Genomic DNA, 12,504 nt, shown 5'->3' on the forward strand with positions numbered 1-12,504 from the left:
TCGACTCGAAGATTGCCAGCGGCTTTCTTCGTAGCTCCAAGGCGTTCAGCGGGCCTTGAGGCAGATATGGCGCAGCGGACGGGACTCGAACCCGCGACCCCCGGCGTGACAGGCCGGTATTCTAACCGACTGAACTACCGCTGCGTATCGCTTTGAGCTGACGCTCAATTAACTCGTCTGACTGAAAGCTCCGAGACTTTTCAATCTCTCTTTCAATCTCGAATCAGGTCAAGCCTGACTCGGAAAATATGGCGCAGCGGACGGGACTCGAACCCGCGACCCCCGGCGTGACAGGCCGGTATTCTAACCGACTGAACTACCGCTGCGCGTCGGTGGAGGCTTTTAACAGCTTCCATCTTGCTCTCGCAAGACTCTCGGATTTGGTGGGTGATGACGGGATCGAACCGCCGACATTCTGCTTGTAAGGCAGACGCTCTCCCAGCTGAGCTAATCACCCGTTTGCATCTCCGAGGCCGCGAAATTTACGCAGGTAGCGAACCTAAGTCAATAGCAGGATTGAAGTTTTTTCAAAACAGCTCCAAGTACAAGCTTCAAGCGGCAAGTAAAAGCAGGATCGCGTATTCAGGGCTTGCACGGGCTCGCATTTACTTGCCGCTTGTAGCTTGAGACTTGCAGCTTCTACTTGTAGACCATCTTCTTGGTCATGCCGCCATCGACCACAAATTCCTGGCCGGTGACGAACCCGGCATTCTTCGACAACAGCCACGCCACCATCGCCGCGACGTCTTCGACAGTCCCGACCCTGCCCGCCGGATGCTGGGCATGGTCGGCATCGGTCAGGGGGGCGGCACGTCGTGCCGCCGGGTCTCGCGCGTCGATCCAGCCAGGGCTGACCGCGTTGACGCGTATTTCCGGCCCAAGGCTGATGGCCAACGCGTGAGTCAGGGCCAGCAGGCCGCCCTTGCTCGCCGCGTAAGCCTCTGTATCAGGCTCTGATTGCCCGGCACGGGTCGAGGCCAGGTTGACGATCGCACCGCTGTGAGCGCGCAGATACGGCGCACAGTGTTTGGCCAACAGCATTGGCCCACTGAGATTGACCGCCAGCACCCGGTTCCAGTAAGCCAGGTCGAGGCTTTCCAGGGTGATGTTGTGCGGGTCGGCCACCGCCGCGTTGCACACCAGCGCATCCAGACGCCCGAATTGACCCAGCACCTCGGCAACGCCCAGCGCCACTTGCCCCTCGTTCGAGACGTCCATGGCGACGAACCAGGCGTTTGCGCCCAGCACTTTTGTCACTTTCGAACCACGCTCTCGATCAAGATCGGTCAGCACCACCTGCCAGCCTTCGCTGATCAGCCAGGCCGCGATCCCCAACCCGATGCCGCGTGCAGCACCGGTGACCAGTGCAACGCGGCCATGGGTGCCGGTACCCGGCGTCGCCAACTCGATCACAAGGCCGCCAACCCGCGCGCCAGATCGGCTTGCAGGTCTGCCACGTCTTCCAGACCGACCGCGATGCGGATCAGGCTGTCACGAATGCCCGCCGCTTCACGCTCTTGCGGCGCCAGACGGCCGTGGGAGGTGGTGCTCGGGTGCGTGATCGTGGTTTTGCTGTCGCCCAGGTTGGCGGTGATCGAAATCAGACGGGTCGCATCGATAAAGCGCCAGGCGCCCTCTTTGCCGCCCTTGACCTCGAAACTCACCACGGCGCCGAAACCTTTCTGCTGGCGCAGCGCCAGTTCGTGCTGCGGATGGCTCTTGAGGCCGGCGTAATGGACTTTCTCGATGCCGTCCTGCTGCTCCAGCCACTCGGCCAGTTGCTGGGCGTTGGCGCAATGCGCCTTCACGCGCAGGCTCAGGGTTTCCAGACCCTTGAGGAAGATCCAGGCGTTAAACGGGCTCAGGGTCGGCCCGGCGGTGCGCAGGAAACCCACCACTTCTTTCATCTGCTCGCTGCGACCGGCGACAACGCCGCCCATGCAACGGCCCTGGCCATCGATGAACTTGGTCGCCGAGTGCACGACGATGTCCGCGCCCATCTTCAGCGGTTGTTGCAACGCAGGGGTGCAGAAGCAGTTGTCGACCACCAGCATCGCGCCTTTGGCATGAGCGATTTTCGCCAGCTCGGCAATGTCTACCAGCTCTGCCAATGGATTGGACGGCGACTCGACGAACAGCAATTTGGTGTTGGCCTTGATGGCCGCGTCCCAACCGGACAGGTCCGCCAAAGGCACGTAGTCGACTTCGATACCGAAGCGCTTGAAGTACTTTTCGAAGAGACTGATGGTCGAGCCGAACACGCTGCGCGACACCAGCACGTGATCACCAGCGCTGCACAGGCTCATGACCACCGCCATGATCGCTGCCATGCCGGTGGCCGTGGCGACCGCTTGCTCGGCGCTTTCCAGCGCGGCAATGCGCTCTTCGAACGCGCGAACGGTCGGGTTGGTATAACGCGAGTAAACGTTGCCCGGCACTTCACCGGCAAAGCGCGCCGCCGCATCGGCAGCGGTACGGAATACGTAGCTTGAAGTGAAGAACATCGGATCACCGTGTTCGCCTTCCGGCGTGCGGTGCTGACCGGCGCGTACGGCCAGGGTATCGAACGCTACGCCTTCGAGGTCGCTGTCCAGCCGACCGGCATCCCAATCCTGACTCATGCTGTCACTCCTTGCCTTGTTCTTTATAAGTAGATACAAAACCGGCCCCTCAGGGCCGGTAGTTACTCAGTTGTTGTACAGATCAATGATCGCGCTGACGGCCTGCGTCTTGACCTTGGAGGCATCGTTACGTGCCTGCTCGATCTTGTTCAGGTAAGCCTCATCGACGTCACCGGTGACGTACTGGCCGTCGAACACCGCACAATCGAACTTCTCGATCTTGATCTTGCCGCCACCGACCGCTTCGATCAAGTCAGGCAAGTCCTGATAGATCAGCCAGTCGGCGCCGATCAGGTCGGCAACGTCCTGGGTCGAACGATTGTGGGCGATCAGCTCGTGAGCGCTCGGCATGTCGATACCGTAGACGTTCGGGTAGCGAACGGCCGGTGCTGCGGAGCAGAAGTAGACGTTTTTCGCGCCGGCTTCACGGGCCATCTGGATGATCTGCTTGCACGTGGTGCCACGAACGATCGAGTCGTCCACCAGCATCACGTTCTTGCCGCGGAATTCCAGTTCGATGGCGTTGAGCTTCTGGCGTACGGATTTTTTCCGTGCAGCCTGGCCCGGCATGATGAAGGTCCGGCCAATGTAGCGGTTTTTCACGAAGCCTTCGCGGAACTTGACGCCCAGGTGGTTCGCCAGCTCCAGGGCCGCAGTGCGGCTGGTGTCCGGGATCGGGATGACCACGTCGATGTCGTGTTCAGGACGTTCGCGCAGGATCTTCTCGGCGAGCTTCTCGCCCATGCGCAGACGGGCCTTGTACACCGACACGCCGTCGATGATCGAGTCCGGACGCGCCAGGTAGACGTGTTCGAAGATGCACGGGGTCAGGGACGGGTTGGTCGCGCACTGACGGGTGTGCAGCTTGCCATCTTCAGTGATGTAGACCGCTTCGCCTGGTGCCAGGTCGCGAATAAGGGTGAAGCCGAGCACGTCCAGGGAGACGCTTTCGGAGGCGATCATGTACTCGACGCCTTCGTCGGTGTGACGCTGACCGAAGACGATCGGGCGGATGCCGTGCGGGTCGCGGAAACCGACGATGCCGTAACCGGTCACCATTGCCACGACCGCATAACCACCGACGCAACGGTTATGCACGTCGGTTACAGCGGCGAATACGTCTTCTTCGGTAGGCTGCAACTTGCCGCGCTGGGCCAGTTCGTGCGCGAACACGTTGAGCAGCACTTCCGAATCGGAGTTGGTGTTGACGTGGCGCAGGTCAGATTCGTAAATCTCCTTGGCCAGCTGTTCAACGTTGGTCAGGTTACCGTTGTGCGCCAGGGTGATGCCGTAAGGCGAGTTGACGTAAAACGGTTGAGCTTCGGCCGAGGTCGAGCTGCCCGCGGTCGGGTAACGCACATGGCCAATGCCCATGTGACCGACCAGGCGCTGCATGTGACGCTGATGGAACACGTCACGCACCAGGCCATTGTCCTTGCGCAGGAATAACCGGCCATCATGGCTGGTCACGATACCGGCAGCGTCCTGGCCGCGGTGCTGGAGGACGGTTAGCGCGTCATACAGCGCCTGATTGACGTTCGACTTACCGACGATACCGACGATGCCACACATGCGACGCAACCCCTACTTAATGGATCTGAACTGAACACAACTCACTGAGGCGTTTTGGCCGTCGGCAAGAGGTGCTCCTTGAACGGTATCTCAGCGGGTACGCTGATACCGCTGGCAAGCCACTGACTGCTCCACCCGAGGATCAGGTTTTTGGACCAGTCTGCGACCAATAGAAATTTTGGCACGAGCTGTGACTGTTGCCACCACCCGTCCTGCTGTACCGGCCCCAGGCTCAACAGCCCGACCGCCACGACCACCAGCAACACGCCACGCGCGGCGCCGAAGGCCATGCCGAGGAATCGATCGGTCCCGGATAGCCCGGTGACGCGTACCAACTCGCCGATAAGATAATTGATCATTGCGCCTACGATTAACGTGGCGATAAACATGATGGCGCAGCCCGTGATCACACGAGCTGATGGCGTTTCGATGTATCCGGCGAGGTGCTCGGACAATGCACCACCGAACATCCAGGCGACGACTCCTGCGATGATCCAGGTCACCAGCGATAATGCTTCTTTGACGAAGCCGCGGCTCAGACTGATCAATGCGGAGATGGCGACGATTGCAACGATCGCCCAGTCAACCCAGGTAAATGGCACAGTGCAGCCTACAGACGGATAAGGCGGCGCATTTTAGCAGAGCGCATGGCTATCGGTAAGCTGCGATTGTCAGTGCATTTCAAATCGGGGCGATAGTTTTAGTTGCGCTCAGGCTGGAAACGCACCACAAAACCCTTGAGGTTCTTCTGGCGGCCCAACAAGTCGCGCAGGCGATCCGCTTCGGCGCGCTCGATCAGCGGCCCGACAAACACCCGATTCTTGCCATCGGCCGTGCGGATATAGGCGTTATAGCCCTGACTGCGCAGGTCTTTTTGCAAACTTTCTGCGCTTGCACGACTCGACAGACTGGCCAGTTGCACCGACCAGCTGACCGACAGGCCATTGGCATCGACGCGGCTTTGAGTCGTGTCTGGCTTGCCCGGCGCGGCCGTAATCGGCTGGGCAGGCGGCGTGGTCGGCGCAGCAGGCTTGACCACAGGCGCGGGAGCGACCGGTTTGGTAGCAGGCGCAGCCGCGGCTGGCGCACTCGGGGTGATCGGCGCCACGGGTGCTTCTTGCTGAGCGATCTCGTCATCGCTTGGCACAGGCTCCTGAGGCAGCGCTTGTGGCTCGGGCACCACCACTGGCTCGACCTGCACTGGCGGCACCGAGGGTGCTTGCGGCGCAGCCGGGGCTTCGACCGTCACTTGACGCTGCTCATCCTGGCGGGAAAACAGCATCGGCAGAAAAATAACCGCCAGCGCCACCAGAACCAGGGCGCCAACCATGCGCTGTTTGTATGCCTTATCCAGCAATGCCATTTGCCGCTTCCTCCGTGGAGCGCCGGGCCAGCCATTCGAGGGCCTCGGCGACACAATAAAATGATCCGAACAACAGAATCTCGTCGTCGCTCGTTGCCAGTGCGCACTGCCCTTCCAGGGCGGCGGCCACACTGTCATAAGACGTTACCGCAGCGCCAAGGTTCTGCAACGCCGCCTGCAAATCGGCCACCGGGCGCGCACGCGGCGAATCCAGCGGCGCGACAGCCCATTGCTGGACACTAGCATTCAATTCACTGACAACACCATCCAGATCCTTGTCCGCCAACAAGCCAAACACCGCCAGACGCTTGCCGACCGGCGGACGAACGGCCAGACGGCGCGCCAGATACTCGGCTGCATGCGGGTTATGCCCCACATCCAGCAACAGGTTCAGACGCTTGCCCTGCCAGTCGATTTGACGGCGGTCAAGACGACCTACCACCCGCGTCGCTGTCAGCGCATTGATTACTTGCGAATCGACCCACGGCAAACCAAGCAACAGATAAGCCTGCAAGGCCAGTGCGGCGTTTTCCATCGGCAGATCGAGCAACGGCAGATCATGCAACTCGACCACTCGCCCTTGCGCGTCAAGACCGCGCCATTGCCAATTGTGATCGGTCACACCGAGGTCAAAATCGCGCCCACGCAGGAAAAACGGGCAATTGAGCTCGCGGGCTTTATCCAGCAGAGGTTGCGGAGGATTCAGGTCACCACAGAGCGCAGGCGCGCCCTGGCGGAAGATGCCGGCTTTCTCAAAAGCCACGGATTCGCGGGTATCGCCCAGGTAATCGGCGTGATCGACGCCAATACTGGTGACCAGCGCCATGTCGGCATCGACCACGTTGACCGTGTCCAGACGCCCGCCCAAGCCGACTTCCAGCACCACGGCATCAAGCCCTGCCTGTTGAAACAGCCAGAACGCCGCCAGGGTGCCCATCTCGAAGTACGTCAGGGAAGTGTCGCCACGGCCCGCCTCGACCGCAGCAAAGGCTTCGCACAACTCGGCGTCCGTCGCTTCGACGCCGTTGACCTGCACCCGCTCGTTGTAACGCAGCAGGTGCGGAGAATTGTAGACACCAACGCTCAGGCCTTGAGCCCGCAGCAACGAGGCCACGAATGCACAGGTGGACCCCTTGCCATTGGTGCCGGTGACCGTGATCACCCGAGGCGCCAGCTTGCCCAGTCCCATGCGGGACGCTACCTGTTGCGAGCGCTCCAGGCCCATGTCGATGGCCGAAGGGTGCAACTGCTCTAGGTAGGCGAGCCACTCGCCAAGGGTACGTTCGGTCATAGGTTGGCAGGTACCGGTGGAACCACGATCGGCTCAATGGGTGCGGCAACGAATTTTGGCGTCGGCAGACCCATCATTTGTGCCAGCAGGTTGCCCAGACGCGGACGCAGTTCCTGGCGGTGAATGATCATGTCGATTGCACCGTGCTCCAGCAGGAACTCGCTGCGCTGGAAACCTTCCGGCAGTTTTTCACGCACGGTCTGTTCGATCACGCGTGGACCGGCGAAGCCGATCAGGGCTTTCGGCTCACCGACAATCACGTCGCCCAGCATCGCCAGACTGGCCGAAACGCCGCCGTAGACCGGATCGGTCAGCACGGAGATGAACGGAATGCCTTCTTCACGCAGACGCGCCAGGACCGCAGAGGTCTTGGCCATTTGCATCAGGGAGATCAGGGCTTCCTGCATCCGCGCACCACCGGAAGCGGCGAAACAGATCATCGGGCAACGGTTTTCCAGCGCGTAGTTGGCAGCGCGGACAAAACGCTCACCCACGATGGCGCCCATCGACCCCCCATGAAGGAGAACTCGAAGGCCGAGACCACCACTGGCATGCCCAGCAGGGTGCCGCTCATGGAGATCAGCGCGTCTTTTTCGCCGGTCTGCTTTTGCGCAGCGGTCAGGCGGTCCTTGTACTTCTTGCCATCGCGGAATTTCAGGCGATCAACCGGCTCCAGGTCCGCGCCCAATTCTGCACGGCCTTCGGCGTCGAGGAAGATGTCGATGCGCGCGCGGGCGCCGATACGCATATGGTGGTTGCACTTGGGGCAAACGTCCAGGGTCTTTTCCAGCTCCGGACGATACAGCACAGCCTCGCAAGACGGGCATTTGTGCCACAGACCTTCAGGCACCGAGCTCTTCTTGACCTCGGAACGCATGATCGAAGGGATCAGTTTGTCTACTAACCAGTTGCTCATGCTTTCTTTCTCCAGTACCGGCGGCCCGAACGCTCTGGTTCGCAGCCCCGCGTATGCCCTTGAGCTAAATTCATGTGTGTGGCGATGATCGGTGGATGGCCGGGTCAGCGAAACGTGACCTGCGTACAATCCAAAAATCCTCAGCCGTGCCTGCTTTGTGCAGCGCAGTGCATTTTGGGACGGCGGCAGTCTGCCAGCCGTCACATCAACTACGTGCTACTACGTACCGCCTTGATGAATGCCTGAATCTTTGCGTGATCCTTGATGCCCTTGCTCGCTTCTACCCCGCCGCTGACGTCCACCGCATAAGGCCGAACCCGGGCGATTGCCTCAGCCACGTTATCCGGCGTCAGGCCACCAGCGAGGATGATCGGCTTGCTCAAGCCCTGCGGTATCAGAGACCAGTCGAACGCCTCACCGGTTCCACCGGGAACACCTTCGACATAGGCATCAAGCAGGATACCGCTGGCACTTGGAAACGCATTGCAGGCCGCCGCGATGTCGTCGCCGGCCTTGACCCGCAACGCCTTGATGTACGGGCGGTGCCAGCCTTCACATTCGGCTGCGGTTTCGTCGCCATGGAACTGCAACAGGTCCAGCGGTACGGCGTCGAGCAGCTCGCCCAACTCGCAGCGACTGCTGTTGACGAACAACCCCACGGTGGTCACGAACGGCGGCAGCAACTTGATAATGTCGCGCGCCTGCTGGAACGTGACGGCCCGCGGACTCTTGGCGTAAAACACAAACCCGATGGCATCCGCCCCGGCCTCGACCGCCGCCAACGCATCTTCTATGCGGGTAATCCCACAAATCTTGCTGCGAACGGCTGACATGTCGATAAAACCTCAGGGCAAATCCGAGAAAGTCCCGGATGGTAACAAATGCGTTCGAGGGCGTCAGCCGTCAAGTTCAGAGAAGCCGGTGAGGAAGTGTGGGCCGATGTAACGCTCAGGCAATTGGAACTCGTCGCGATACTCGACCTGTACCAGATACAGGCCAAACGGATGCGCCGTCACCCCGCCAGAACGACGGATCCGGCTCTCCAGCACTTCCTTCATCCACTCCACCGGCCGCTCGCCGGCACCGATGGTCATCAAGACACCGGCGATGTTGCGCACCATGTGGTGCAGGAAGGCGCTGGCGCGGATATCCAGGACGATCATCTTGCCGTGGCGCGTGACACGCAGGTGATGCAGTTCCTTGATCGGCGATTTGGCCTGGCACTGACCGGCGCGGAATGCGCTGAAATCATGGGTACCGACCAGGTACTGAGCGGCCTCGGCCATGCGCTCGACATCGAGCGGACGGTGGTTCCAGGTGATTTCTTCGTTGAGATGCGCCGGGCGGATCTGATCGTTGTAGATCACATACCGATAACGGCGGGCGATGGCCTTGAAGCGCGCATGAAAATGCGCCGGCATGACCTTGGCCCAGCTGACACTGACGTCGTGGGGCAAGTTGATGTTGGCGCCCATGACCCAGGCCTTCATCGAACGCTCGACTTGCGTATCGAAATGCACCACTTGGCCGCACGCATGCACGCCCGCGTCAGTGCGCCCGGCGCAGAGCAGCGACACCGGTGAGTCGGCGACTTTGGATAAGGCCTTTTCGAGGGTTTCCTGCACAGTGAGCACACCGGAGGCCTGGCGCTGCCAGCCGCGATAACGCGAGCCTTTGTATTCAACGCCCAACGCGATCCGGAAAAAGCCGTCGGCCGCCATTTCGGCAGCCGGGTTATCTATATTTGCCAAGGAGTCACAGCCTGCTGATGTGCGCAAAGGCGGGCATTATAAAGCTGTCCGGCGGGGATACCAGCACAACAGAAAGTACGATATTGAATGTTGCAGCCCTTTCGCGGCCAAGCCCGCCCCCACAGTGTTTCGGGGTGTTCTCAGGTTATGTGACCGCCACAAAACCTTGTGGGAGCGAACCTGCTCGCGATGGCGCCCTGACAGACGCCGTCGGACCACCGCTAAAACAAAAACGGCAGCCTCAATGGGCTGCCGTTCTGTTTATTGCCTACCGATCACTCAAGCCAGATGCGAAAGCATCTCCTTGGCCTCGCTCTTCTGGCCAGCATTCCCCTCGGCCACAACCTCATTGAGGATGTCCCGAGCGCCGTCGTTGTCACCCATGTCGATGTAGGCCTGGGCCAGATCGAGTTTGGTGGCGACTTCATCGGTGCCGGAGAGGAAGTCGAAGTCCGGCTCGTCCGCCGCAGAAGCCATAGCGTCTTCTGCAGTAAAGGTCGGCTCACTCATGCTCTGGGACAAACGATCCAGCTCGGCGTTGACGTCATCCAGTTCAGCGGCAAAGGCGTCCTTGACCTCAGGCTCGGCCGGGGCGGCATCCATTTCATCAGCCAGCGACAGGTCGAAATCGGCCGGCAGCTCCAGATCGTCCTGAGGCACTTCAGGTTTTACAGGCTCCGCAGGCAGGTCCTTCACGCCTTCGTCCAGATCCAGCAGGAAGTCATCTTCAGCGAGGATGGCCGGCGATGGGTCGCCGCCCAAATCCATGTCCAGATCGAAGTCCGACAGGTCGTCGAGGTTTTCCTTGATTTCGGTCTGTTCCTTCAATACCGATTCAAAGCTCAGGTCATCGTCCAGCGGAAACTCGTCAAGGTCAGCCGCAGCTTCCGGCTCTGGCGTGACCACTGCGGGTGACGCGGCTTCCAGGTCATCCAGGCTCAGGTCGAAGGCACTGTCCAGGTCATCGGCCGGTGCTTGCGGCTCGTCCAGCAGCAGGTCCTTGACGTACTGCGCGTCCAGCTCGGCAGCGAGGGCGGCGGCAGCAAGACCACCGGCAGCCGCGATAGCCATTGCCGGGAAGCGGCTTTTAAGCTGCTCGACCTGGGCGAAGTTGTCACCGTTGGCGACCAACTGACGCTCCTGGGCAACAAATGCATCGCGATCGCCCTGCTGACCGTAGACTTCCATCAGTTTCAGACGCAAGTCGCTGCGCTGTGGCTCTTGCTTGATGCCGTCTTCGAGCAACGCAGCGGCCTGGTTCAGACGACCGGCGGCAATGTGCGACTGAGCCTTGGTCAGTACGTCGTCATTGCGCTCGGCCGCTGGCGACACCAGCGGCGCGGCGATCGGCGTCGTCATTACATCCGGGGCTGGAGCTGGCGCAGGTGGTGGCGTTGGAATCGGCGCGGTAGCGAGTTTCACGCTCGGCGGCGGAACTTCCAAACCTTCGAAGCTGCTTTCTGGCAGGTCCTGCTCGGCAGAGAATTCCTTCTCTTCTTCCAGGGCACGCGCCATGCGCAGGTGTTTCTCGGCTTCTTGCTGCGCCTTGCGGCGACGCGCCAGCAACAGCAGCAGAAGCAGCAGAACCACTGCCCCACCGCCTACCAGACCCAGCAGGACCGGATTGGTCAGCAGTTCGTTGAATTTCTGCTCGTCGGAAGCTACCGGTGTCGGCTCGATTGGCGGCTCGGCAGGCACGGGTGCAGGAGCAGTCTCAGGCGCAGACGTTTCCGGAGCAGGAACCACTTCAGTCGGTGCTGCCGCAGGGTTCGCGGCCAGTTCAGCAGACATTGCCGGTGGGGTCGTCGCTGGAGTCGAAGCCGACGCTCCCGCTGCGCCTTCAGCCTGCAACTTGGCCAGTTGATTGTTCTTCAGCTCGATCAGGCGCTGCAGCTTATCCAGCTGACTTTGCAGATCGGTCATGCGGCTTTTCAGTTCAGCGTTGTCACGACGGGTCGTGTCGAGGCTTTCCTGGGTCACCGCCAGTTTGTTGTTCAAGGCTTTGGCATCACCTGCAGCGCCTTTGCCCTTGCCGGTTTCGGCAGAAACCAGGCTCAGGTTGTCTTTCGCCGTTTGCGATGGAGCTGCGTCAGCGCGGCCACGCTTGGTGGCATCGAGTTGCTGCTGCCCGGTGCCGGGCTTCGCCACATAACGACGACCCTGGCGCCATGCGGTGTTCTGGGCAGCGACCTCAGCGATTGCCTTGGGTTGCGGCAGGCTGGTGCTCTGCGCCTGATCCGGCAAGCGCAGCACCTGACCGGTTTTCAGCCGGTTGATGTTGCCGTCGATGAAGGCATCCGGGTTCAGCGCCTGGATGGCCAGCATGGTTTGCTGGACCGAACCGCCATTACGCGCTTTCGCGGCGATTTCCCACAGGGTATCGCGCGGCGTGGTGGTGTATTGGGACGGCTGGGTGGCACCGGTCACCGGCGCAGTGACCGTTTCGGTCGACGCAGGCTGCGCAGCCGCTTCAGCGGTCTGCGGGGAGAATTTGGAAGGATCGAGCAGCACGCTGTAATCGCGCAGCAGACGACCGTTGGGCCACATCACCTGAACCAGGAATTTCACCATGGGTTCGGACAGTGGTTTGCTGGACGTTACACGCAGGATACTTTTGCCGCTGGCATTGAGCACGGGCGTGAAGGTCAGGTCGTTGAGAAACGCCTGGCGATCGACACCGGCCTTGGCGAAATCTTCGGGTGACGCCAGGCTCGGCACCACTTCTGCGGCGGTGAGGTCCTTGACGTCGAGCAGCTCGATTTCCGCCACCAGAGGTTGGTTCAGCGTCGACTTCAGGGTCAATTCCCCGAGCCCGAGGGCATGCGCCATACCGGAGGACAGCGCCGAGGCGGCCGCTATTGCTAACACCAGTTTGCGAACTTGAACCATAGCCTCATCCTTTGTTTGAACATTCCTCGGCCAGCGAGAAGGTGTTGATAGCCGCTGCCGTAAGGCATTGCGCGCGGCGACGAAGGGTCGTCACGCGCGAT

At 60.9% G+C, this 12,504-nt stretch carries 9 protein-coding genes, 3 tRNA genes and 1 pseudogene; all 13 read right to left on the minus strand.

What is annotated here, in order from left to right; all coding sequences use genetic code 11:
- Window positions 1-67: 67 nt before the first annotated feature.
- Window positions 68-144, minus strand: a tRNA-Asp gene (locus tag HP062_RS09845).
- A 105-nt stretch (window positions 145-249) separates the two neighbouring features.
- Window positions 250-326, minus strand: a tRNA-Asp gene (locus tag HP062_RS09850).
- 55 nt (window positions 327-381) lie between these two features.
- Window positions 382-457, minus strand: a tRNA-Val gene (locus HP062_RS09855).
- 182 nt (window positions 458-639) lie between these two features.
- Window positions 640-1,413, minus strand: a complete 774-nt coding sequence (locus HP062_RS09860; protein WP_010456018.1) for an SDR family oxidoreductase — start codon at window positions 1,411-1,413, stop codon at window positions 640-642.
- On the minus strand, window positions 1,410-2,621 hold the full coding sequence (locus HP062_RS09865; protein WP_172791355.1) for an O-succinylhomoserine sulfhydrylase: 1,212 nt from the start codon (window positions 2,619-2,621) through the stop codon (window positions 1,410-1,412). Before HP062_RS09865 ends, HP062_RS09860 begins: the two co-directional genes overlap by 4 nt.
- Window positions 2,622-2,687: 66 nt before the next feature.
- Complete coding sequence (gene purF / locus HP062_RS09870; RefSeq protein ID WP_010456022.1) at window positions 2,688-4,193, minus strand: amidophosphoribosyltransferase; 1,506 nt, start codon at window positions 4,191-4,193, stop codon at window positions 2,688-2,690.
- A gap of 41 nt (window positions 4,194-4,234) precedes the next feature.
- Window positions 4,235-4,795, minus strand: a complete 561-nt coding sequence (locus tag HP062_RS09875) for a CvpA family protein (RefSeq protein ID WP_010456024.1) — start codon at window positions 4,793-4,795, stop codon at window positions 4,235-4,237.
- Between the two features lie 98 nt (window positions 4,796-4,893).
- Window positions 4,894-5,556: an SPOR domain-containing protein gene (locus tag HP062_RS09880; protein WP_010456026.1), complete on the minus strand. Its 663-nt coding sequence runs from the start codon at window positions 5,554-5,556 to the stop codon at window positions 4,894-4,896.
- The gene (gene folC / locus HP062_RS09885) at window positions 5,540-6,847 is read right to left on the minus strand and encodes a bifunctional tetrahydrofolate synthase/dihydrofolate synthase (protein ID WP_010456028.1); all 1,308 of its coding nucleotides are present in this window, start codon (window positions 6,845-6,847) and stop codon (window positions 5,540-5,542) included. The genes HP062_RS09880 and folC overlap by 17 nt, the downstream gene beginning before the upstream one ends.
- Window positions 6,844-7,763: pseudogene (gene accD, locus HP062_RS09890) on the minus strand (acetyl-CoA carboxylase, carboxyltransferase subunit beta). Before accD ends, folC begins: the two are co-directional and overlap by 4 nt.
- 209 nt (window positions 7,764-7,972) lie before the next feature.
- Window positions 7,973-8,596 (minus strand): phosphoribosylanthranilate isomerase, encoded by a 624-nt coding sequence (locus HP062_RS09895; protein ID WP_154501288.1) that lies wholly within the window; start codon window positions 8,594-8,596, stop codon window positions 7,973-7,975.
- Window positions 8,597-8,659: 63 nt separating this feature from the next.
- Window positions 8,660-9,484 (minus strand): tRNA pseudouridine(38-40) synthase TruA, encoded by an 825-nt coding sequence (gene truA / locus HP062_RS09900; protein ID WP_010456035.1) that lies wholly within the window; start codon window positions 9,482-9,484, stop codon window positions 8,660-8,662.
- 309 nt (window positions 9,485-9,793) lie between these two features.
- A complete protein-coding gene (locus tag HP062_RS09905) occupies window positions 9,794-12,403 on the minus strand; it encodes a FimV family protein (protein ID WP_172791356.1) in 2,610 nt (869 codons plus the stop codon).
- Window positions 12,404-12,504: the final 101 nt, after the last annotated feature.

The organism is Pseudomonas sp. B14-6, from assembly GCF_013260315.1.
GTDB classification, from domain to species: domain Bacteria; phylum Pseudomonadota; class Gammaproteobacteria; order Pseudomonadales; family Pseudomonadaceae; genus Aquipseudomonas; species Aquipseudomonas mandelii.